This window comes from Streptomyces brevispora (assembly GCF_007829885.1).
Classification (GTDB): Bacteria; Actinomycetota; Actinomycetes; order Streptomycetales; family Streptomycetaceae; genus Streptomyces; species Streptomyces brevispora.
This window is the reverse complement of sequence record NZ_VIWW01000001.1, coordinates 3,780,164-3,801,066: the sequence shown is the minus strand read 5'-3', so window position 1 is coordinate 3,801,066 and position 20,903 is coordinate 3,780,164. Positions and strand designations below refer to the sequence as shown.

Below are 20,903 nucleotides of genomic sequence, written 5' to 3'. Positions count from 1 at the left end.
CCGGCCGGCCAACCCGTCAGACCTCTTCGACGCTGCTCGGCTCGCGCCGGGACAGGTCGATTCCGAGCTCCTCCGCCGCGCGGAAGACGTCCTCGTCCGTGTCGCGCATCTCGATGGACATGCCGTCCGAGGACAGCACCTCCACGTTGAGGCAGAGCGACTGCATTTCCTTGATGAGCACCTTGAAGGACTCGGGAATGCCGGGCTCGGGAATGTTCTCGCCCTTGACGATGGCCTCGTAGACCTTCACGCGGCCGGTCACGTCGTCGGACTTGATCGTCAGCAGCTCCTGGAGGGCGTAAGCGGCACCATAAGCTTCAAGGGCCCACACCTCCATTTCACCGAAGCGCTGTCCACCGAACTGAGCCTTACCACCCAGCGGCTGCTGGGTGATCATGGAGTACGGACCCGTCGAACGAGCGTGGAGCTTGTCGTCGACGAGGTGGTGGAGCTTGAGGATGTACATGAAGCCGACCGAGACCGGCTCGGGGAACGGCTCGCCGGAGCGGCCGTCGAACAGGTTGGCCTTGCCGGAGGGCTGGACCAGCCGGTCGCCGTCGCGGTTCGGGATCGTGGCCTGGAAGAGGCCGGTGATCTCGTCCTCGCGGGCACCGTCGAAGACCGGGGTCGCGACGTTGGTGCCGGGGGCGACCTGGTCGGCGCCGATGGTCTGCAGGCGCTTGGCCCACTCGTCACCGAGGCCGGAGACGTCCCAGCCGCGGCTGGCGAGCCAGCCGAGGTGGATCTCCAGGACCTGTCCCGGGTTCATTCGGGACGGGACACCCAGCGGGTTGAGGATGATGTCGACCGGGGTGCCGTCCTCCAGGAACGGCATGTCCTCGATCGGCAGGATCTTCGAGATGACGCCCTTGTTGCCGTGACGGCCGGCGAGCTTGTCACCATCGGTGATCTTGCGCTTCTGCGCGACGTAGACGCGGACCAGCTGGTTCACGCCCGGCGGCAGCTCGTCGCCCTCTTCGCGGTCGAAGACGCGGACGCCGATGACCTTGCCGATCTCACCGTGCGGCACCTTCAGCGAGGTGTCGCGCACTTCGCGCGCCTTCTCACCGAAGATCGCGCGGAGCAGACGCTCCTCGGGGGTCAGCTCGGTCTCGCCCTTGGGCGTGACCTTGCCGACGAGGATGTCACCGGCGACGACCTCGGCACCGATCCGGATGATGCCGCGCTCGTCGAGGTCGGCGAGGACCTCTTCGGAGACGTTCGGGATGTCCCGGGTGATCTCCTCCGGGCCGAGCTTGGTGTCACGGGCGTCGACCTCGTGCTCCTCGATGTGAATCGAGGAGAGGACGTCGTCCTGCACGAGGCGCTGCGACAGGATGATCGCGTCCTCGTAGTTGTGACCCTCCCACGGCATGAACGCCACGAGCAGGTTCTTGCCCAGGGCCATCTCACCGTTCTCGGTGGCCGGACCGTCGGCGAGCACCTGGCCCTCGATGACCCGGTCGCCCTCGGAGACGACGACCTTCTGGTTGACCGAGGTGCCCTGGTTGGAGCGCATGAACTTCGCGATGCGGTACGTGGTGTACGTGCCGTCGTCGTTGGTCACGGTGATGTAGTCCGCGGAGACCTCCTGGACCACACCGTCCTTCTCGGCCTTCAGCACGTCACCGGCGTCGGTGGCGCAGCGGTACTCCATGCCGGTGCCGACCAGCGGCGCCTCGGACTTGATGAGCGGCACCGCCTGACGCATCATGTTCGCGCCCATGAGGGCACGGTTGGCGTCGTCGTGCTCCAGGAACGGGATCATCGCGGTGGCGACGGACACCATCTGGCGCGGCGAGACGTCCATGTAGTCGACTTCGGTGCCGGGCACGTAGTCGACCTCTCCGCCACGACGGCGGACCAGGACGCGGGGCTCGGTGAAGCGCAGCTCGTCGGAGAGCGTCGCGTTCGCCTGGGCGATGACGTAACGGTCTTCCTCGTCGGCCGTGATGTAGTCGACCTCGTCGGTGACCTGGCCGTCGACGACCTTGCGGTACGGCGTCTCGATGAAACCGAACGCGTTGACGCGTCCGTACGAGGCGAGCGAACCGATCAGACCGATGTTCGGGCCTTCGGGGGTCTCGATCGGGCACATGCGTCCGTAGTGGGACGGGTGCACGTCACGGACCTCGAAGCCGGCCCGCTCACGGGAGAGACCACCCGGGCCGAGCGCCGACAGACGGCGCTTGTGGGTGAGACCCGACAGCGGGTTGTTCTGGTCCATGAACTGCGACAGCTGGCTGGTGCCGAAGAACTCCTTGATGGAGGCGACGACCGGCCGGATGTTGATCAGGGTCTGCGGCGTGATCGCCTCGACGTCCTGGGTCGTCATGCGCTCACGCACGACGCGCTCCATCCGCGCCAGACCCGTACGGACCTGGTTCTGGATGAGCTCGCCGACGTTGCGCAGACGACGGTTGCCGAAGTGGTCGATGTCGTCGGTCTCGACGACGATCGAACGGCCGGACTCGCCAACCGTCTCGGTCTCCCCGGCGTGCAGCTTCACCAGGTACTTGATGGTCGCGATGATGTCGTCGCTGGTGAGAACACCGGCGTCGAGCGGCTCGTCGGCGCCGAGCTTCTTGTTCACCTTGTAGCGGCCGACCTTCGCGAGGTCGTAGCGCTTCGGGTTGAAGTAGAGGTTCTCGAGCAGCGTCTGAGCAGCCTCGCGGGTGGGCGGCTCGCCCGGGCGCAGCTTGCGGTAGATGTCGAGCAGCGCGTCGTCCTGGCCCTGGGTGTGGTCCTTCTCCAGGGTGGCGCGCATCGACTCGTACTCGCCGAACTCCTCGAGGATCTGCTCGGTGGTCCAGCCGAGAGCCTTCAGGAGAACGGTGACGGACTGCTTGCGCTTGCGGTCGATGCGGACACCGACCATGTCGCGCTTGTCGATCTCCATCTCCAGCCAGGCACCCCGGGAAGGGATGATCTTGGCGGAGAAGATGTCCTTGTCGGACGTCTTGTCGATCGACGAGTCGAAGTAGACACCCGGCGAGCGGACCAGCTGCGACACGACGACACGCTCGGTGCCGTTGATGACGAAGGTGCCCTTGTTGGTCATGAGCGGGAAATCGCCCATGAAGACCGTCTGGGACTTGATCTCGCCGGTCTCGTTGTTGGTGAACTCGGCCGTGACGAAGAGCGGGGCGGCGAACGTGAAGTCGCGCTCCTTGCACTCGTCGATCGAGTTCTTCGAGGGCTCGAAGCGGTGGTCGCGGAACGTAAGCGACATCGACCCGGAGAAGTCCTCGATCGGTGAAATCTCCTCGAAGATCTCCTCCAGGCCGGACTTGGTGGGGACGTCTTGTCCACTGTCCAGAGCAGCCTCGACGCGAGCCTTCCAGGCGGCGTTGCCGAGGAGCCAGTCAAAGCTCTCGGTCTGCAGCGCGAGGAGGTTCGGAACCTCGAGGGGCTCCTTGATCTTTGCAAAAGAGATGCGCAGCGGGGCGGTGCTGGCACCGTTGTTCGTATTCGCGGTCGAGGCGTTGCGCGAGGCGGCCAAGAGGGGGTCCTTCCGAGGGCTCGGACTCACTACGCGCGTACCGGTCCCAAGCTGGACACATGGATAGATGTCCCTGTTCAGGGATGCTCAGTCCACGGTGCACAAGATGGGTATGCCCCTGGTGACGGGCAGGAGGCAGCTAACAGGCAGCGCAAAGGGTCAGTGTAGCCAAGTGGCACACTGATGTCCAGTCGGGGTTCTCAGAGACCCACGTTGCTCTCAACAGCTTGTTCTCAACACCTATGTCTAGCCGTGCATGAGCTGCGCTCTTCTTTACTGCCCTCTTCGCCGTCGATCCATGCCTCGGATCCGGATCGATGTGTCGACGCGTCTTGAGAATTGCGCGCCTCGTGCGGTTCGTCAAGGCCCCGCAGCCGGGGCAGGGCCCAGAGGCCCGCATATGCCGCCCCTCGGCGCCGTCCGCGCTCCCCTCCGAGAGGCGCACGGCGAAGATCACCATACTCGTCAGCACAGGAAGAGCAAGGCACCCCCACGGGTACGCCGAAAGGCGACCACCCGTACGGGTGACCGCCTTTCGCGATGTGACGTCCGTGCCTCGCGGTACGGGGGTCCAGACGAGTCAGAAGACTCGCAGGGTCACTTGACCTCGACGGAGGCGCCGGCGCCCTTGAGGGACTCGGCAGCCTTCTCGGCGGCCTCCTTGGCGACCTTCTCGAGGACGGGCTTCGGGGCGCCGTCGACGAGGTCCTTGGCCTCCTTGAGACCCAGCGAGGTCAGCTCACGCACGACCTTGATGACCTGGATCTTCTTCTCGCCGGCACCCGTGAGGATGACGTCGAACTCGTCCTGCTCCTCAGCGGCCTCGGCAGCCGGGCCACCCTGGGCGGGGCCCGCGACGGCGACGGCCGCGGCGGCGGTGACGTCGAACTTCTCCTCGAACGCCTTAACGAACTCGGAGAGCTCGATGAGGGTGAGCTCCTCGAACTGGGCGAGCAGGTCTTCCTGGCTGAGCTTCGCCATGATGGCGTCCTTCCACTATTCGGCAGGTGCCGGATGTATATGTCGGCGGGCGTACGTGGGGCCCGCTGGACCGCTGAGCGAAATTACTCGGCGGCCTCGGCGGGAGCCGGCGTACCGGCACCGCCCTGCTCTTCCCGCTTGGCACGAAGCGCTTCCGCGGTGCGGACGAACTTCGACGGCAGAGCCTGGAAGAGCTGCGCAGCCTGAGTCTGCTTGCCCTTCATGGCACCGGCCAGCTTGGCGAGCAGAACCTCGCGGGACTCGAGGTCCGCGAGCTTCTTGATCTCATCGGCGGACAGCGCCTTGCCGTCAAGGACACCGCCCTTGATGACGAGGTTGGGGTTGTCCTTGGCGAAGTCACGAAGACCCTTCGCCGACTCCACCGGGTCACCGGTGACGAAGGCAACCGCCGTCGGACCTGCGAACAGGTCGTCCAGCGTGTCGATCCCGGCCTCGTTGGCCGCAATCTTGGTCAGCGTGTTCTTCACCACGGCGTACTGGGCGTTCTCACCGAGCGAACGGCGCAGCTGCTTGAGCTGTGCCACGGTGAGACCCCGGTACTCGGTCAGCACAGCGGCGTTCGAGCTGCGGAACTGGTCCGCGAGCTCGGCTACCGCGGCAGCCTTGTCGGGCCTTGCCATGAGCGTCGGCCTCCTTCCGGGTGATGAGGACCGCTCAGAAGGGGCCGGAAAGACGAAACGCCCCAGCACAAGTGCCAGGGCGTAGCTCAACCGCACGAAGTCCGGGAGCTTTCCACAGTCACCTGCGCAGGTCGTCCGTGCTCAACGGATCCTTCGGTTGCTGTTCCCCCTTACGGGATTGCAGCAACGACCAGCGGTCTTTGGCTTCTGCAGAAGAGTACGCGACCGGGGTCGCGCCGAGCAAATCCGTCCCACTTCGGGTACTGCGGGAGGTTCAGGACGCCTCGCCGGACGCTCCCTGCTGCTGCAGGAACTCGGAGAAGTCGATGGTGTCGGAGGCCGGCGGCCGCACGACCGACACCTTGGTTCCGTAGTCGCTGTAGAACACGGTGGAATTGAGCTCGCCGGTCTTCATCCGGCCGCGCTCGGTCTTCTTCACCAGCAGGTCGTTCCCGTCGACCCAGATGTCGACCTTCTCGGTGGTGATCCCGGAGTCCTTGAGCTGCTTCTTGAACGCGGCGAGCTGGGCGGCGTCCAGCTCGGAGTTCTTGGCGGTCAGCTCGGCGACGTCGACCGTGCCGGAGTAGTGCGTGGTGGCGACGCCCCGGATGTCCTCCTGGCCCACCTTCTTCACGTCCCCGGAGGCCAGCAGCGCCTTCACCCCCCGGTCGGGGGTGGTGTTCTGCAGTTGCTCCTTCATCAGCTCGCCCGAGGCGCCGGAGAGCGCGGCGAGGTCCTCGTAGCCGTAGCTGATCCAGTGCTTGCCGCCGGCCTGCTTGGCGAAGGCATCGCCCACGTTGGCCGCGTAGCCGTCCTTGAAGTAGCGCGTCTGCATCGTGCCGTCGCTGCCGGACTGCTTCATGGCGTCCGCCATGGCGCCGCCGGTGTACGTGATGTCCATGGTGCCGCTGATGCCGTCGGACCAGTCGATGGACCCGGTCTGCTTCATGGTCATCTGGGTGCCCATGGTGGTGGTGCCCTCGACCTTCGCCGAGTTCGCCCCACCGGTCTTCTTCTGTACCGCGAGGAGTGCGGCGATCGGTTCGGCCTTCGTCACCGCGCCGCCGCGGCTCTCGCTGCCGCTGTCCGATCCGCCGCAGGCCGCGACCGACGTCAGCGCCGCTGCCACGGCCACGGACAGCCCCACGCGCCGCACGATACTGGTCCTCATATCCGCTCCCACCCCATGTCCGGCTCTCGGTGACCCCACGCTAACGCAGGGCTCCGACAGTCACTGGTACGCATGTACGAGGACGGGCCCCGCACCTCGAAAGGTTGCGGGGCCCGTCAATGTCACACGTGACGCGGCGGTCGTACGAGCGCGGAGGCTCAGACGGAGGCCGGGTCCTCCTCGACGAGGAGGTTACGGGTGCGGTTGGCGTCCAGCGGGATGCCGGGGCCCATCGTGGTGGCCAGGGTGGCCTTCTTGATGTAGCGGCCCTTGGCGGCGGACGGCTTCAGACGGAGGATCTCGTCCAGCGCCGCTGCGTAGTTCTCCACCAGCTTGGTCTCGTCGAACGAGGTCTTGCCGATGATGAAGTGCAGGTTCGAGTGCTTGTCGACGCGGAACTCGATCTTGCCGCCCTTGATGTCGTTGACAGCCTTCACGACATCGGGGGTGACAGTGCCGGTCTTCGGGTTCGGCATCAGACCACGCGGACCGAGCACGCGGCCGAGGCGGCCGACCTTGCCCATGAGGTCCGGGGTCGCGACGACGGCGTCGAAGTCCAGACGGCCCTTCGCCACCTCGTCGATGAGCTCGTCGGCGCCGACGATGTCGGCGCCCGCGGCTTCCGCGGCCGCAGCACGGTCACCGGTCGCGAAGACCAGGACCCGGGCGGTCTTGCCGGTGCCGTGCGGGAGGTTCACGGTGCCACGGACCATCTGGTCGGCCTTGCGAGGGTCAACACCCAGGGCAAACGCGACCTCGACGGTGCTGTCGAACTTCGTGGAGGCGGTGTCCTTGGCGATACGGACGGCCTCGAGCGGGGCGTAGTTGCGCGCCCGGTCGATCTTGGCGTCCGCAGCGCGGAGGTTCTTGCTGCGCTTCACTTCTACTCCTGTGGTTTCAGAGTGTGGAGTCGTGGTGCGGACCAGCGCTTGGTCCTACCACTGAGGGCGGTGGGGCTGAATCAGCCTTCGACCGTGATGCCCATGGAACGGGCGGTGCCGGCGATGATCTTCGACGCGGCGTCGAGGTCATTGGCGTTCAGGTCGGGGAGCTTCGTCGTGGCGATCTCGCGGACCTGGGCGGCCGTCAGCTTGGCAACCTTGGTCTTGTGCGGCTCGCCGGAGCCCTTGTCCACACCCGCGGCCTTGAGGATCAGCTTGGCGGCCGGCGGAGTCTTGGTGATGAAGGTGAAGGAGCGGTCGTCGTAGACCGTGATCTCCACCGGCACGACCATGCCACGCTGCGACTCGGTCGCGGCGTTGTAGGCCTTGCAGAACTCCATGATGTTGACGCCGTGCTGACCCAGTGCGGGGCCGACCGGCGGGGCCGGGTTGGCCGCACCGGCGTTGATCTGGAGCTTGATAAGCCCCGTGACCTTCTTCTTCTTGGGAGGCATGTGCTCTCTCCGGGTCCTAGTGAGAGTTTTCGCCGTCATCCGGTCATCCGGATGCAGGCATACCGCACAACGATAACGGGTATAGCTGCGCGACCAAAAACCAAGCAGGTCAGACGGGCTTTGACAGCCGGTCTGACCTGCTTGGTAGGCATGTGTCCAGAAGCTGGCAGGTGCCTGCTCGGAGCAGGCGCTAGTTCTTCTGGATCTGGTCGAAGCTGAGCTCGACCGGCGTCTCGCGGCCGAAGATCTCGACGAGACCCTTGACCTTCTTCGAGTCGGCGTTGATCTCGTTGATCGTCGCCTGCAGCGTCGCGAACGGGCCGTCGGTGACGGTGACGGAGTCGCCCACCTCGAAGTCCAGCACCTGGACCTCGACCTTGCGGGACGGAGCCGGCTTGCCCTCGGCCTCGGCGGCCTCACGGGCGGCCTTCTCCTCGGCCTCCGGCGCCAGCATCTTGACGATCTCGTCGAGAGTCAGCGGGTACGGGTCGTAGGCGTTGCCCACGAAGCCGGTGACACCGGGAGTGTTGCGGACGACGCCCCAGGACTCGTTCGTCAGGTCCATGCGCACCAGGACGTAGCCCGGGAGCTTGTTCTGACGGACGTTCTTGCGCTCGCCGTTCTTGATCTGGACGATTTCCTCCTCAGGCACCTCGGCCTGATAGACGAACTCCTCCACGTTCAGCGAGACGGCGCGCTGCTCCAGGTTGGCCTTCACACGCTTCTCGTAACCGGCGTACGTGTGGATGACGTACCACTCGCCCGGCAGGGCGCGCAGTTCCTCGCGCAGGGCCGTGACGGCGTCGACGGGGGCGGCCGGCTCGGCCTCATCCTCGTCGGCTTCGTCCTCGGCTTCCGCGTCGTCGTCCGTGGACGCCTCGGCGGCCTCGTCGTCGGCGCTCTCGGCCTCGGCGTCACCGTCGTCGGCCGCTGCGGCCTCGTCGGTGGACTCGGTGTGCACTGCGGCCTGCTCGGCGGGCTCGCCCGCGGAAGCGTCGGCAGCTTCAGCCTGGTCCGGCTCCACAGCGTCCGCCGCCTCGACGATGTCGAGCTCGTCCTCGGCGGACTCGAAGGCGCCCGCCGTCGGCTCGACGGCGTCGTTCAGGTTCGGGTCAGACACGGTGGCTGCTTCTTCCTGGATACAAATGGGTGGAACATGCGAAAGGGGCGCCCATGAGGCGCCCTCCGCGGGATCAGCCGAAGACGTACTTGATGACCCGCTGGAATCCGAAGTCAATCACGGTAACGAGACCGATCATGACGACGACGAACACAATCACCACTGAGGTGTATGTCGTCAGCTGGTTGCGAGTCGGCCAGACAACCTTGCGGAGCTCGGCCACGATCTGGCGGTAGAAGAGCGCGAGACGGCCCAGGGGGCCCTTCTTGCCGCGCTTGCCGCCCTTCCGGGTCTTCTTCTTCGACTCGGGGACTTCATCCTCGGCATCAGGCATGTCGATGGAGCCCACGGCGTCCGTCACGCTACTCACCTGATTCCGGGTCATGGCCGTGCCGCGCCCGGTGGAGCCGCACGGCGATGCATTTAAGTACGTACATGCGCACACATCCTGGCGAAGGAGTGTGTAGCAGGGCCGGAGGGACTTGAACCCCCAACCGCTGGTTTTGGAGACCAGTGCTCTACCAATTGAGCTACGACCCTTTGTGGTTTCCACCAACCTACCGCATGTTCCCGGATGCCCCGGGTGCATGAACAGTGCGGTTGGTGAAGGCCAACGACAGGTGAGTGTACGTGTTCAACGGCCCGGCGTCGAACAGATAGCTCCCGACCACTCCTGTCCGATGCTGTCCGGTTGTTTGTCCGCATGCTGTCCGAGTGCTGTCCGGTCCCTGAAACCCCTGTGCCGACGCGGATTACGGTCTGGGAGCATGGGGGTATGAGCGCTGCTACTTCTCCCTCCGAGCGCCGGGTCTCCGCCCGCATCGGTGCAATCTCCGAGTCCGCCACCCTCGCCGTCGACGCCAAGGCCAAGGCCCTCAAGGCCGCCGGCCGTCCGGTGATCGGCTTCGGTGCCGGCGAGCCCGACTTCCCGACCCCCGGCTACATCGTCGACGCCGCGGTCGAGGCCTGCCGCAACCCGAAGTACCACCGCTACACCCCGGCGGGCGGGCTCCCCGAGCTCAAGGCCGCCATTGCAGAGAAGACGCTCCGCGACTCCGGCTACCAGGTTGACGTCTCCCAGATCCTGGTGACCAACGGCGGCAAGCAGGCCATCTACGAGGCCTTCGCCGCGATCCTCGACCCGGGCGACGAGGTCATCGTCCCGGCTCCGTACTGGACCACCTACCCCGAGTCGATCCGCCTCGCGGGCGGCGTCCCGGTGGAGGTCGTCGCCGACGAGACCACCGGTTACCGGGTCTCCGTGGAGCAGCTGGAGGCCGCCCGTACCGAGCGTACGAAGGTCGTCCTGTTCGTCTCCCCGTCGAACCCGACCGGTGCGGTCTACAGCGAGGCCGACGCCGAGGCGATCGGCCGCTGGGCCGTCGAGCACGACCTGTGGGTACTGACCGACGAGATCTACGAGCACCTGGTCTACGGCGACGCGAAGTTCACCTCGCTGCCGGCGATCGTGCCCGAGCTGCGGGACAAGTGCATCGTGGTCAACGGTGTCGCCAAGACGTACGCGATGACCGGTTGGCGCGTGGGGTGGATGGTCGGCCCCAAGGACGTGGTGAAGGCCGCGACCAACCTGCAGTCGCACGCCACGTCGAACGTCTCCAATGTCTCCCAGGTCGCCGCGCTGGCCGCCGTCTCCGGGAACCTGGACGCGGTCGCCGAGATGCGTACCGCCTTCGACCGGCGCCGGCAGACCATCGTGCGGATGCTCAACGAGATCGACGGCGTGCTGTGCCCGGAGCCCGAGGGCGCGTTCTACGCGTACCCCTCGGTGAAGGCGCTGCTCGGCAAGGAGATCCGCGGCAAGCGTCCGGCCACCTCGGCGGAGCTGGCGGCGCTGATCCTGGACGAGGCCGAGGTCGCGGTCGTGCCGGGTGAGGCCTTCGGCACGCCGGGCTACCTGCGTCTCTCCTACGCGCTGGGCGACGACGACCTCGTCGAGGGCGTCTCGCGGCTCCAGAAGCTGCTGGGCGAGGCCAAGGCCTGACAGCCTCCCGCATTCTCCGAGTGGGCGACCCCTGGCTGCGGCCGGGGGTCGCTTTCCTGTTCGGGGGGCAACTCGATGGGGAAAGCGGCTACCGCGACACCCCGTCCGTGCGGCAGGATCTTGGAATGGAGCGTGATGTACGGCTGTTGCCCAAGGCCCACCTGCACTTGCATTTCACCGGGTCGATGCGGCCCACGACGCTGATCGAACTCGCCGACAAATACGGCGTGCGGCTGCCGGACGCGCTGACCGGCGGGGAGCCTCCCAAGCTGCGCGCGACGGACGAGCGCGGCTGGTTCCGCTTCCAGCGGCTCTATGACATCGCCAGGTCCTGTCTGCGGTCGCCCGAGGACATTCAGCGGCTGGTGCGCGAGGCCGCCCAGGAGGACGTCTCGGACGGCTCCGGCTGGCTGGAGATCCAGGTCGACCCCACCTCGTACGCGCCGCTGCTCGGCGGGCTGATCCCGGCGATCGAGATCATCCTGGACGCGGTGGACGGCGCGTCGCGCGAGACCGGGCTGCCGATACGGGTGGTCATCGCGGCGAACCGGATGAAGCACCCGCTGGACGCCAGGACCCTGGCCCGGCTCGCGGTGCGGTACGCGGACCGGGGCGTCGTCGGGTTCGGGCTCTCCAACGACGAGCGGCGCGGCATGGCGCGCGACTTCGACCGGGCCTTCGCCATCGCCAGGGAGGGCGGCCTGCTGGCGGCCCCGCACGGCGGTGAGCTGTCGGGCCCGTCCAGTGTCCGCGACTGTCTGGACGATCTCGAGGCGTCCCGGGTGGGGCACGGGGTGCGGGCCGCCGAGGACCCGCGGCTGCTGCGCAGGCTGGCGGAGCGCGGGGTGACCTGCGAGGTGTGCCCGGCGTCGAACGTGGCGCTCGGCGTCTACGAGAAGCCCTCCGACATCCCCCTGCGCACTCTGTTCGAGGCCGGGGTGCCGATGGCGCTCGGCGCGGACGATCCGCTGCTCTTCGGCTCCCGGCTGGCCGCGCAGTACGACCTCGTGCGGCGCCATCACGCGTTCACCGACGAGGAACTGGCGGAGCTGGCGCGTCAGTCGGTACGGGGTTCGGCGGCGCCGGACGCGGTACGGGCGAAGCTCCTGGCGGGCGTGGACGCCTGGCTGGCGAAGCCGATGGGCTGACCGCCCGCGGCCCGGCCTACTCCCCGATCCCCCGCAGCAGCGCGCGGGCCGTCGACGCGGCGAACTCGTCGAGGGACTGCGGCGGCCGCCCGTCCTCCAAGGCCACGTAGGCGAAGGCGCGCTGGGCGCAGGCCCCCAGCAGCAGGGACGCGGCCGCGTAGGTGTCGGCGTCGGCCCGTACCCGGCCCGCGGACTGCTCGGCGCGCAGATACGCGTCCACTCCGCGGATCGGCACGTGGGGGCCGGTACCCAGCTCCCGCATCGCCTCGTTGTGACGGTTCATGAGCCTCGGCTCGGCGTACAGGGACGCCGCGATCGGGAAGCTCTGCTCGTAGAAGAGGGCGGCCTCGCGGGCGATCTCGGTGAGGTTCTGCTCGACCGTCCGCTCCCCCTCCCCCGGGTCGGCGATCAGCCGCTTCAGGATGCCGTCGACCTTGGGGAGCCGTTCCTTCAGCACCGCCACGAAGAGCTCCTCCTTGCTCGGGAAGTGCTTGTAGAGCGCGGCCTCCGAGCAGCCGGCGGCCTTGGCGATCTCCTTGGTGGTGGCGCGGGCCAGGCCGATGGTGCGCATCAGCCGGTGAGCGGCGTCGATGATGCGGGCGCGGGTCGGCTGCTGCTCCATGTGCACTCCAACGAAGCTTGACGAGGGGGTGAGTACTCACTCACTCTAGAGGTGAGTGAACACTTACCCACCCGAGGAGGGTGCGCCATGAGACTCACTGTGTTCGGCGCGACAGGCGGTATCGGTCAGGAGATCGTCCGCCAGGCGGTGGCGGCGGGACACCAGGTGGCGGCGGTGGTGCGTGACCCCGCGCGGCTGCCGGTCCCGCTCGCCGACGTGACGGTCCACACGGTGGCCCGGGTCGATGACCCGGAGGCGCTGCGCGAGGCGGTCGCGGGCCGCGACGCGGTGCTCTCCGGCCTGGGCGCACGGGGCCGGAAGGCCGGCGGAACCGCCGAGCGGCTGACCCGCGGTGTGCTGGCGGCGATGGAGGCCGAGGGGACGCGCCGGCTGCTGGTGGTGAGCGCGGCCCCGGTCGCGCCGAAGCCCGCGGACGACCCGCTGCTCGACCGGATGATGCTCGCGGCGATCGGCGCGATCCTCAAGGAGGTCTACGCGGACCTCACCGCGATGGAGGCGGCACTCGCGGCCTCCGCGACGGACTGGACGTCCGTACGCCCTCCGAAGCTCACCAACGGCCCGCTGACGGGGACGTACCGGACGGTCTACGGCAGCAACCCGCGCAGCGGCCGGTCCATCTCCCGGGCCGACGTGGCGCACGCGATGCTGGCGCTGACCGACGACCCGGCGGCGGTGAAGCAGGGCGTGGGCGTGGCGTACTGAGCGGCCGGCCCCTACGGGGTCCTGCTAAAGGGTCACGCCCACGGTCACCGGTTCGTTGACGAGCGTGACGCCGAAGACCTCGTGGACCCCGGCGACGACCTCGCGGGCCAGGGCCAGCAGGTCGTCCGTGGTCGCGGCGCCCCGGTTGGTGAGGGCGAGCGTGTGCTTGGTGGAGATGCGGGCCGGTCCGGTGCCGTATCCCTTGGTGAATCCGGCCCGGTCGATGAGCCAGGCCGCCGAGGTCTTGGTGCGTCCCTCGCCCGCGGGGAAGGCGGGCGGCGACACCTCCGGCCCGAGCCGGTCCGTCACCCGGGTGAGGAACGCCTCGTACTGCTCCTGGTCCAGGATCGGGTTGGTGAAGAACGAGCCTGCCGACCAGGTGTCGTGGTCCTCGGGGTCGAGCACCATGCCCTTGCCGGCCCGGAGCCGGAGCACGGTTTCGCGGGCGGCGGAGGCGGGAACGCGCTCGCCCTCCGCGACACCCATGGCACGGGCCGTTTCGGGGTACTTGAGGGGCGCGGACAGGCCGCCCGCGTCTTCCAGCCCGAAGCGGACGCGCAGCACCACGAAGCGGTCGGGTTCGGCCTTGAAGCGGCTGTGCCGGTACGAGAAGTCGCACTCGGCGTTCGGAATGGTGACCGTTTCACGGGTGTGCCGGTCGTAGGCGACGACCTCCGTGATGGTGGACGACACCTCCTGCCCGTACGCCCCGACGTTCTGGATCGGCGTCGCACCGGCGGAGCCGGGGATTCCGGCCAGGCATTCGAGCCCGGCGAGACCGGCCTCCACGCTGCGGGCGACGGCGTCCGTCCAGACCTCTCCGGCGGCCAGTTCGAGCGCCACGCCGTCCAGCACGAAACCCTTGGTGGCGATGCGCAGGGCGGTGCCGTCGAAGCCCTTGTCGCCGATGACCAGATTGCTGCCGCCGCCGATGACCAGGAGCGGGGTGCCGCTGTCGTCGGCCGCGCGTACGGCCTCGACCACTTCGGCGTCGGTCGTCGCGGTGAGGAGGCGGGTGGCGGGGCCGCCGAGCCGGAAGGTGGTCAGGGGGGCGAGGGGCGCGTCGTGGAGTTCCTGCACGGGGACAAGAGTACGGTCCGCTCCCCCGCCGTCAGGGCGGGGCCGCGGACCGTATCGGCGTGGCTGCCCGTCAGGCAGCCACAGGAACTGACACCTCGGCCTGCTCGGGAGCCTGCGCGGGGGTGCTGCGGCGCCCCGGGATCATCAGGGCGACGAGCGCGGCGAGGGCCACCACTCCGGCGCCGAGCCAGACGGCGAGGACGGTCCCGTCCGTGAAGGTCTGCGCGGAGTCGTAGCCGCCCTGCGAGGAGAAGACCGTGGCGAGCACGGCGACTCCGAGGGCTCCGCCGACCTCGCGCAGCGCGTTGTTGGCGCCGGAGGCCATGCCCTGTTCGCCGGGGCGGACGCTGGACATCACCAGGCTGGCGGCGGGTGCGAAGTACAGGGCCATTCCGATGCCGCCGACGATCAGTCCGGGCAGTTGCGAGGCGTAGGAGGCGTCGGGGGCGAGGGCTACGGCGAACAGGCCGAGGCCGACGGCCTGGAGGGCGAGCCCGGTCACGACCACCGGGCGGCCGCCGAACCGGTCGGCGAGCACCCCGGCGATGGGCGCCACCAGCATCGGCATTCCCGTCCAGGGCAGCATCCGCAGACCGGCCTCGGTGGGCGAGTAGCCCAGCACGCCCTGGAGGTACTGGCTGAGCAGGAAGATCGAACCGAACATGCCGAGGAACATCAGCAGACCGGCCATGTTGATCCCGAAGAACGCCCGGTTCCGGAAGAGCCGCATCGGCAGCATCGGGTTCTTGGCGCGGAAGCCGTGGCGGATGAACCCGCCCATGAGCGCGGCGCCGGCGATGAGGGCGGCCAGGACGACGGGGTCGGTCCAGCCGTTGGAGTTGGCGTTCACCAGGCCGTAGACGATCCCGAAGAGCCCTCCGCTGACCAGGAGGGTGCCGGGGACGTCGAGCCGGGAGTCAGGGGCGTACGACTCGGCCAGGCGCAGCCGGGCGAGCGGCAGCAGGATCAGGCCTATCGGCACGTTCAGCCAGAAGATCCACTGCCAGGAGAGGTGTTCGGTGAGGCTGCCGCCGACCAGCGGCCCACTGGCCACGGCCAGTCCGGTCACAGCACTGAAGACGCCCAGCGCGGCGCCGCGGCGGGCGGGCGGCACGGCGGCCGTGAGCAGGGTGAGCGTCAGCGGCATCATGATCGCCGCGCCGACGCCCTGGACCGCGCGGAAGGCGATCAGTTCGTTGATTCCGGGCGAGAGGGCGGCCGCGGCGGAGGCGCCGGTGAAGACGCTGAGCCCGATGACGAAGAGCCGGCGACGGCCGAACCGGTCACCCAGGGAGGCACCGAACATCAGCAGTACGGCGAAGGTGAGCGTGTACGCGTTCACCGTCCATTCGAGCTCCCCCAGCTCGCCGCCGAGGCTTTCGCGGATGGACGGCAGGGCGGTGGTGACGACGAGGTTGTCGAGGGCCGCCATGAAGCCGGCGATGCTGGTGATGACGAGGGCCCAGACTGCTCGCGAGCGGCCCTTCGTGTGCTGTTCCACTGCTCCCCCTCGGGGTTAGTCATTGATTACTAACTTTTCTGGGCAGTAAACCGGGCCGAACCCGGGTGGCACCGATCAGGCGGGCGGCTTGGCCGAGTCGTAGAACCTGGACCAGATCCGGTGATCCGCCGGATAGCCGAGCGAGGTCAGGGTGTTGACGAGCATGCCGTACGCGAGAAACGTGGTCGCCGCGTCGGGATCGGCACCGAGCTCGAGGGCGACGTCGTCGAACATCTGCAACCAGCCGGCCCGCAGCGACTCGCCGAACTCGTGATCCCCGGCGGCCCCGGCCGCCGCGACGGCCGCGTACATCTGCATCTGCATCAGCAGCCGGTCGGGGTCGTGCACGATCAGGCGCTGATAGGCCGCGGACATGGCATGCAGCGCTTCGTCGCCTTCGAGGCCCTCGGCCGCGTCCGCGAAGACCTTGCGGGTGTCCGCGATGCACCGCTCGGCGGCGGCCAGGAACATCGCCTGCTTGTTGGGGAAGAGACGGAAGAGGTACGGCTGCGAGACGCCCACCCGTCTGGCGATCACCTCGGTGGACGTGCCGTTGTACCCGCCGCGGGCGAACTCGGTGATCGCCGCGCGGATGACGCTCTCGCGTCGCTCGTCCGCACTCATCCTTGCCATGCGGATAAGTTAGTACTCAATCACTAACTTAGTCAACCGGACGCCACCACAGCCCATCGCCGCCACCGCCACCGCTCGCGGATGCCGCTGCCCTCGCCCATGCGTAAGGGGCGCAGCCCATGGACCGCGCCCCTTACTTCACTCGGCTCCGTACGGTGTCAGCCGAGCTGCACCACGGCGCGGGACATGCCCAGCACCTTCTTGCCGTCGCTCATGGCCGTCAGGTCGACGCGCACCCGCTTGTCGTCCAGCAGGGCGGCCACCTTGCCGCTGACCTCGATCAGTGCGCCCTTGTCGTCGTTCGGCACGACGACCGGCTTGGTGAACCGCACCCCGTACTCGACGACCGCGCCGGGATCGCCGGTCCAGTCCGTGACCACCCGGATCGCCTCGGCCATCGTGAACATGCCGTGCGCGATCACGTCCGGCAGTCCGACCTCGCGGGCGAACTTCTCGTTCCAGTGGATCGGGTTGAAGTCGCCGGAGGCGCCCGCGTACTGCACCAGCGTCGCCCGGGTGACCGGGAACGACTGGGCCGGCAGCTCCGTACCGACCTCGACCGACCCGTAACTCACCTTCGCCGTCATCACGCCTCCTCGGCGGCGCGCGCCACCAGCTTCGTCCACGCCGTCACGACATGCTCCCCGGACTCGTCGTGGACCTCGCCACGGACGTCCAGGATGTCGTTGCCCGCCATGGACTTGACCGACTCGATGGTCGAGGAGACCGTCAGCCGGTCCCCCGCCCGTACCGGCCGGGTGTACACGAACTTCTGGTCGCCGTGCACCACCCGGCTGTAGTCCAGGCCCAGCTGGGGGTCCTGCACGACCTGGCCCGCGGCCTTGAAGGTGATCGAGAACACGAACGTCGGGGGCGCGATCACATCGCTGTGACCGAGCGCCCTGGCCGCCTCGGGATCGATATACGCGGGATTGGCGTCGCCCACCGCCTCGGCGAACTCGCGGATCTTCTCCCGGCCGACCTCGTAAGGCGCCGTGGGCGGATACGTCCGCCCCACGAAGGACTGGTCGAGCGCCATGAGCTCGCAACCTCCTGATGAAAGACGAATGGGCCGAAGTGCGGCCCTGTAAGCAGTACAGCCCTGTACAACGACACGAGGCCGCCCCCAACGGGGACGGCCTCGTGTACGAGCCTGATTCAGCGCGTTTCGCGGTGCGCGGTGTGCGAGTTGCAGCGCGGGCAATGCTTCTTCATCTCAAGACGGTCCGGGTTGTTACGCCGGTTCTTCTTGGTGATGTAGTTCCGCTCCTTGCACTCCACGCAGGCCAGCGTGATCTTCGGGCGGACGTCGGTGGCAGCCACGTGAGTGCTCCTTGGACGGACGATGGACGGATGAACGCAAAAAAGAGTAGCCGATCGAAGGACCGACCCCACAATCGGCTACTGTTAGTAGCGGTGACCGGACTTGAACCGGTGACACAGCGATTATGAGCCGCTTGCTCTACCGACTGAGCTACACCGCTTTGATGACGAGTCCCCCCGCCGAAGCGGGGTTTCCCGATCACCAGAGCCCCAATGCGGAATCGAACCGCAGACCTTCTCCTTACCATGGAGACGCTCTACCGACTGAGCTATTGGGGCGAGCGATGAAGACATTACACGGTCGGTCGCCGATCGCCCAAATCCGTTTCGAAGCCCCATCCCAAGCCCTTGATCGGCACCGCTCCGAACCCCCGATCAGCCGCCCGTCCAGCGCGTGATCAGCGGTTCGACAGCCACCGGACCACCCTCTGCCCCGTACGTGCACCCCGGTCCCGCACACCCCACTGGACGACACCGGTACGACTGTTCAGCTCCTCTTCGAACCCGACCCATCACACCCCTAGCCGCGAATCACTCTGCGTGATCCTGCCCCTCCCTGGAGCGCGATGCCCGACAGCCGGCCGCGGCCGCCAGACGACCACGCCGCCGACGCGGCCAACGGCCGGGAGAGCTCCGTACTGACCCTCTGCGGCGCCCGTCTCCCCGACGGCCGCATCGTGGACGTACGGCTCGGCGGCGGCCGTATCGAGGCCGTCGGCACCGCGGGCAGCCTCCCCGCGCCCGGCGCGCGCACCGATCTGCGCGGCCACCTCCTGCTCCCCGCACCGGCCGAACCGCACGCCCACAGCGACACCGCACTCACCGCGGACAGCACCGGACCCGGCGCCTCGGGACCGGCCTCGCGGCTCCCCGAGGACATCCAGCAGCGCGCCACCGAGGCCGCGTTGCTGCAACTCGGCCACGGCGCGACCGCCCTGCGCTCACACGTACGGATCGGGGACATACAAGGCCTCACCGCCCTCGCAGCCGTCCTCCAGGCACGCCGCTCGCTGCGCGGGCTCGTCGATCTGACACCGGTCGCCGTACCCCGGCTGCTCACCGGCATCGCGGGCGCCGACGGTCTGGCCATGCTGCGCGACGCGGTGAAGATGGGGGCGGGCGCGGTCGGCGGCTGTCCCGACCTGGATCCGGACCCGACGGGATACGCGGAAGCGGTCCTGGAGATCGCCGCCGAGCACGACTGCCCCGTGGACCTGCACACGGACAGTGACGACCCGGCCCGGCTGGCCCGGTTCGCGGCCATGGCGGGCGGGCTGCGGCAAGGGGTCGCCATCGGCCCCTGCGCGGGCCTCTCGCGGTTCACCCGGGAGGCCGCAGGCCGCGCGGCCGACCAGCTCGCCGCGTCCGGGGTGACGGTGATCTGCCTGCCCCAGGGCGGCTGCTGCGGGGTGGAGGGCCGGGGCACCGCCCCCGTACGGCTGCTGCGCGCGGCCGGGGTGCGGGTCGCGGCGGGCAGCGGGGCGCTGCGGGACCTCGCCAACCCGGTGGGGCGCGGTGACCCGCTGGAGGCCGCCTTCCTGCTGGCCTCGCAGAGCGGACTGCGGCCCGAGCACGCCTACGAAGCGGTGTCCACGGGGGCCAGGCGTGCGATGGGGCTGCCCGAGGTGCGGGTCGAGGCGGGTTTCCCGGCCGAGCTGCTCGCCGTGCGCGGCGACCAGCTCACGGGGGTGCTCTCGCTGGCGTACAGCCGGATCGTGGTGCACCGCGGCCGGGTGGTCGCCCGGACCAGCGCGGTACGCGAGTACTGCGACTCGGAGACGGGCGGCAGGCCGGGACTCCCCCGCCAGGGACGGCCGGAAACGGGTGCCGGCGGCGGGCCCTGAGCGCGCATCGGCGTGCTCCGGCGTAACGTCGTGACCATGCGCATTGTCATCGCAGGTGGACATGGCCAGATCGCGCTGCGGCTGGAGCGGCTGCTCGCTGCACGCGGGGATGAGGCGGTAGGCGTCATCCGCAATCCCGAACAGAGCGACGACCTCCGGGCGGTCGGCGCCGAACCGGTGGTCCTGGATCTCGAGTCGGCCACCGTGGAGGAGACCGCGGAGGTGCTGCGCGGGGCCGACGCGGCGGTGTTCGCCGCCGGTGCGGGCCCCAACAGCGGCTCGGACCGCAAGGACACGGTGGACCGCGGGGCCGCGGTGCTCTTCGCCGACGCGGCGGAACGGGCGGGGGTGCGGCGTTACGTCGTGGTCTCGTCCATGGGCGCCGACCCCGACCACCCCGGCGACGAGGTGTTCGACGCGTACCTGCGGGCCAAGGGTGCGGCGGACGCGTACGTGCGCTCCAGGACGGCGCTCGACTGGACGATCCTGCGCCCCGGCATGCTGACCAACGACGCGGGCACCGGCCAGGTGCTGCTCGCCGCCTCGACCGGCCGCGGCCCGGTACCGCGCGACGACGTGGCGGCCATGCTCCTGGAGCTCCTGGACACCCCGGCGACGGCGGGGCTGACGCTTGAGCTCATCTCGGGCAACATGCCGGTGATGGTCGCGGTGAAGGACGTCGCGGGGAACTGACCGGCTGAACCGGGGCGCCGGACCCGCTGCCCCGGTTCAGCCGCCCCGTTCAGCCGCCCGGTGCCGGACGTACGGTGATGCCGTGCCGCTCCAGGAGGGCCGCGGCGACCCCGTCGCCCTCGCGCAGCTCGCCGGTGAACGTACCGTCATAGACCGCGCCCCGCCCGCACGAAGGGCTGCGGGCCATCAGCAGCGCCTCGGTGCAGCCGGCCCTGCGTGCCGCCTCCAGCGCCCGCCCGGCGCCGTCCAGGAACGCCTCGGTCACATCGTGCCCGGTGTCGTCCACGACGCGTGCGCGGCCGTCCAGCACGTCGTGGCCGTCGCCGCCGACGATCTCGGCGGGACGGCGGGGTGTGGGCAGCCCCGCGGCGACTTCCGGGCAGAAAGAAACCGGCCGGCGTTCGCCGATGGCCGCGGCCATCTCCGGTGAGGCCTTGCCCCGGCCGTCGAAGCGGCAGGGCACACCTTGAAGGCAGGCACTGACCAGCACGGATTCCATGTTCACGCCCCTCGAGACGGCACG

21 protein-coding genes and 3 tRNA genes are annotated in these 20,903 nt (G+C 68.7%); 5 read left to right on the top strand and 19 right to left on the bottom strand.

Features of this window, described 5'->3' with window-relative positions:
* Nucleotides 1-16: 16 nt before the first annotated feature.
* The 9 genes from rpoB to FHX80_RS17745 form a co-directional block, all read right to left on the bottom strand.
* Nucleotides 17-3,502, bottom strand: coding sequence for a DNA-directed RNA polymerase subunit beta (gene rpoB / locus FHX80_RS17790; RefSeq protein WP_145765083.1), 3,486 nt, complete (start codon nucleotides 3,500-3,502; stop codon nucleotides 17-19).
* 597 nt (nucleotides 3,503-4,099) lie between these two features.
* Nucleotides 4,100-4,483 (bottom strand): 50S ribosomal protein L7/L12, encoded by a 384-nt coding sequence (gene rplL / locus FHX80_RS17780; protein WP_145765082.1) that lies wholly within the window; start codon nucleotides 4,481-4,483, stop codon nucleotides 4,100-4,102.
* Between the two features lie 83 nt (nucleotides 4,484-4,566).
* Complete coding sequence (gene rplJ / locus FHX80_RS17775; RefSeq protein ID WP_145765081.1) at nucleotides 4,567-5,124, bottom strand: 50S ribosomal protein L10; 558 nt, start codon at nucleotides 5,122-5,124, stop codon at nucleotides 4,567-4,569.
* Between the two features lie 274 nt (nucleotides 5,125-5,398).
* A complete protein-coding gene (locus FHX80_RS17770; RefSeq protein ID WP_145765080.1) occupies nucleotides 5,399-6,295 on the bottom strand; it encodes an SCO4651 family lipoprotein in 897 nt (298 codons plus the stop codon).
* A gap of 158 nt (nucleotides 6,296-6,453) precedes the next feature.
* Nucleotides 6,454-7,176 (bottom strand): 50S ribosomal protein L1, encoded by a 723-nt coding sequence (rplA, locus tag FHX80_RS17765; RefSeq protein ID WP_145765079.1) that lies wholly within the window; start codon nucleotides 7,174-7,176, stop codon nucleotides 6,454-6,456.
* Between the two features lie 80 nt (nucleotides 7,177-7,256).
* Nucleotides 7,257-7,691: a 50S ribosomal protein L11 gene (gene rplK / locus FHX80_RS17760; RefSeq protein WP_024494105.1), complete on the bottom strand. Its 435-nt coding sequence runs from the start codon at nucleotides 7,689-7,691 to the stop codon at nucleotides 7,257-7,259.
* A 190-nt stretch (nucleotides 7,692-7,881) separates the two neighbouring features.
* On the bottom strand, nucleotides 7,882-8,811 hold the full coding sequence (gene nusG, locus FHX80_RS17755) for a transcription termination/antitermination protein NusG (RefSeq protein WP_145765078.1): 930 nt from the start codon (nucleotides 8,809-8,811) through the stop codon (nucleotides 7,882-7,884).
* 73 nt (nucleotides 8,812-8,884) lie between these two features.
* On the bottom strand, nucleotides 8,885-9,172 hold the full coding sequence (secE, locus tag FHX80_RS17750; protein ID WP_073732696.1) for a preprotein translocase subunit SecE: 288 nt from the start codon (nucleotides 9,170-9,172) through the stop codon (nucleotides 8,885-8,887).
* 106 nt (nucleotides 9,173-9,278) lie between these two features.
* A tRNA-Trp gene (locus tag FHX80_RS17745) sits at nucleotides 9,279-9,351 on the bottom strand.
* A 235-nt stretch (nucleotides 9,352-9,586) separates the two neighbouring features.
* Here FHX80_RS17745 and FHX80_RS17740 point away from each other — a divergent pair.
* Together FHX80_RS17740 and FHX80_RS17735 are read left to right on the top strand one after the other, a co-directional pair.
* On the top strand, nucleotides 9,587-10,813 hold the full coding sequence (locus tag FHX80_RS17740; protein ID WP_145765077.1) for a pyridoxal phosphate-dependent aminotransferase: 1,227 nt from the start codon (nucleotides 9,587-9,589) through the stop codon (nucleotides 10,811-10,813).
* 125 nt (nucleotides 10,814-10,938) lie between these two features.
* Entirely contained in the window at nucleotides 10,939-11,961 is a 1,023-nt protein-coding gene (locus FHX80_RS17735) for an adenosine deaminase (protein WP_145765076.1), read from the top strand.
* 16 nt (nucleotides 11,962-11,977) lie between these two features.
* Here the strand turns inward: FHX80_RS17735 and FHX80_RS17730 are convergent, their stop codons facing one another.
* Entirely contained in the window at nucleotides 11,978-12,583 is a 606-nt protein-coding gene (locus FHX80_RS17730; RefSeq protein ID WP_145765075.1) for a TetR/AcrR family transcriptional regulator, read from the bottom strand.
* Between the two features lie 87 nt (nucleotides 12,584-12,670).
* Here FHX80_RS17730 and FHX80_RS17725 point away from each other — a divergent pair, with 87 nt between their 5' ends.
* A complete protein-coding gene (locus tag FHX80_RS17725; RefSeq protein WP_145765074.1) occupies nucleotides 12,671-13,306 on the top strand; it encodes an NAD(P)-dependent oxidoreductase in 636 nt (211 codons plus the stop codon).
* Nucleotides 13,307-13,330: 24 nt separating this feature from the next.
* Here FHX80_RS17725 and FHX80_RS17720 read toward each other — a convergent pair whose 3' ends face one another.
* The 8 genes from FHX80_RS17720 to FHX80_RS17685 form a co-directional block, all read right to left on the bottom strand.
* Nucleotides 13,331-14,386 (bottom strand): UDP-N-acetylmuramate dehydrogenase, encoded by a 1,056-nt coding sequence (locus FHX80_RS17720; protein ID WP_145765073.1) that lies wholly within the window; start codon nucleotides 14,384-14,386, stop codon nucleotides 13,331-13,333.
* 70 nt (nucleotides 14,387-14,456) lie between these two features.
* A complete protein-coding gene (locus FHX80_RS17715; RefSeq protein WP_145765072.1) occupies nucleotides 14,457-15,887 on the bottom strand; it encodes an MFS transporter in 1,431 nt (476 codons plus the stop codon).
* Nucleotides 15,888-15,962: 75 nt separating this feature from the next.
* A complete protein-coding gene (locus FHX80_RS17710) occupies nucleotides 15,963-16,511 on the bottom strand; it encodes a TetR/AcrR family transcriptional regulator (protein WP_145767363.1) in 549 nt (182 codons plus the stop codon).
* Nucleotides 16,512-16,678: 167 nt separating this feature from the next.
* Nucleotides 16,679-17,107: a MaoC family dehydratase gene (locus FHX80_RS17705; protein WP_145765071.1), complete on the bottom strand. Its 429-nt coding sequence runs from the start codon at nucleotides 17,105-17,107 to the stop codon at nucleotides 16,679-16,681.
* Complete coding sequence (locus tag FHX80_RS17700) at nucleotides 17,107-17,559, bottom strand: MaoC family dehydratase N-terminal domain-containing protein (RefSeq protein ID WP_145765070.1); 453 nt, start codon at nucleotides 17,557-17,559, stop codon at nucleotides 17,107-17,109. The genes FHX80_RS17705 and FHX80_RS17700 overlap by 1 nt, the downstream gene beginning before the upstream one ends.
* 119 nt (nucleotides 17,560-17,678) lie before the next feature.
* Nucleotides 17,679-17,843, bottom strand: coding sequence for a 50S ribosomal protein L33 (rpmG, locus tag FHX80_RS17695; RefSeq protein WP_003956487.1), 165 nt, complete (start codon nucleotides 17,841-17,843; stop codon nucleotides 17,679-17,681).
* Between the two features lie 88 nt (nucleotides 17,844-17,931).
* Nucleotides 17,932-18,004 (bottom strand) — tRNA-Met (locus FHX80_RS17690).
* 45 nt (nucleotides 18,005-18,049) lie between these two features.
* Nucleotides 18,050-18,122 (bottom strand) — tRNA-Thr (locus tag FHX80_RS17685).
* A 287-nt stretch (nucleotides 18,123-18,409) separates the two neighbouring features.
* Between FHX80_RS17685 and FHX80_RS17680 the strand changes: the two genes are divergently transcribed.
* Both FHX80_RS17680 and FHX80_RS17675 read left to right on the top strand, forming a co-directional pair.
* Nucleotides 18,410-19,687, top strand: a complete 1,278-nt coding sequence (locus FHX80_RS17680) for an amidohydrolase family protein (RefSeq protein WP_145765069.1) — start codon at nucleotides 18,410-18,412, stop codon at nucleotides 19,685-19,687.
* A gap of 36 nt (nucleotides 19,688-19,723) precedes the next feature.
* Nucleotides 19,724-20,380, top strand: a complete 657-nt coding sequence (locus FHX80_RS17675) for an SDR family oxidoreductase (RefSeq protein WP_145765068.1) — start codon at nucleotides 19,724-19,726, stop codon at nucleotides 20,378-20,380.
* A gap of 49 nt (nucleotides 20,381-20,429) precedes the next feature.
* On the opposite strand, the gene FHX80_RS17670 is transcribed toward FHX80_RS17675, so the two are convergent.
* Nucleotides 20,430-20,879, bottom strand: a complete 450-nt coding sequence (locus FHX80_RS17670; protein WP_145765067.1) for a 2-thiouracil desulfurase family protein — start codon at nucleotides 20,877-20,879, stop codon at nucleotides 20,430-20,432.
* Nucleotides 20,880-20,903 lie beyond the last annotated feature (24 nt).

Excerpts from the sequence above, each read along its gene's own strand:
- rplL (WP_145765082.1), bottom strand. The coding sequence starts at position 4,483 with ATGGCGAAGCTCAGCCAGGAAGACCTGCTCGCCCAGTTCGAGGAGCTC.
- rplJ (WP_145765081.1), bottom strand. The coding sequence starts at position 5,124 with ATGGCAAGGCCCGACAAGGCTGCCGCGGTAGCCGAGCTCGCGGACCAG.
- FHX80_RS17770 (WP_145765080.1), bottom strand. The coding sequence starts at position 6,295 with ATGAGGACCAGTATCGTGCGGCGCGTGGGGCTGTCCGTGGCCGTGGCA.
- rplK (WP_024494105.1), bottom strand. The coding sequence starts at position 7,691 with ATGCCTCCCAAGAAGAAGAAGGTCACGGGGCTTATCAAGCTCCAGATC.
- FHX80_RS17740 (WP_145765077.1), top strand. The coding sequence starts at position 9,587 with ATGAGCGCTGCTACTTCTCCCTCCGAGCGCCGGGTCTCCGCCCGCATC.
- FHX80_RS17735 (WP_145765076.1), top strand. The coding sequence starts at position 10,939 with ATGGAGCGTGATGTACGGCTGTTGCCCAAGGCCCACCTGCACTTGCAT.
- FHX80_RS17730 (WP_145765075.1), bottom strand. The coding sequence starts at position 12,583 with ATGGAGCAGCAGCCGACCCGCGCCCGCATCATCGACGCCGCTCACCGG.
- FHX80_RS17725 (WP_145765074.1), top strand. The coding sequence starts at position 12,671 with ATGAGACTCACTGTGTTCGGCGCGACAGGCGGTATCGGTCAGGAGATC.
- FHX80_RS17710 (WP_145767363.1), bottom strand. The coding sequence starts at position 16,511 with ATGAGTGCGGACGAGCGACGCGAGAGCGTCATCCGCGCGGCGATCACC.
- FHX80_RS17705 (WP_145765071.1), bottom strand. The coding sequence starts at position 17,107 with ATGACGGCGAAGGTGAGTTACGGGTCGGTCGAGGTCGGTACGGAGCTG.
- FHX80_RS17700 (WP_145765070.1), bottom strand. The coding sequence starts at position 17,559 with ATGGCGCTCGACCAGTCCTTCGTGGGGCGGACGTATCCGCCCACGGCG.
- FHX80_RS17680 (WP_145765069.1), top strand. The coding sequence starts at position 18,410 with ATGCCCGACAGCCGGCCGCGGCCGCCAGACGACCACGCCGCCGACGCG.
- FHX80_RS17675 (WP_145765068.1), top strand. The coding sequence starts at position 19,724 with ATGCGCATTGTCATCGCAGGTGGACATGGCCAGATCGCGCTGCGGCTG.
- FHX80_RS17670 (WP_145765067.1), bottom strand. The coding sequence starts at position 20,879 with ATGGAATCCGTGCTGGTCAGTGCCTGCCTTCAAGGTGTGCCCTGCCGC.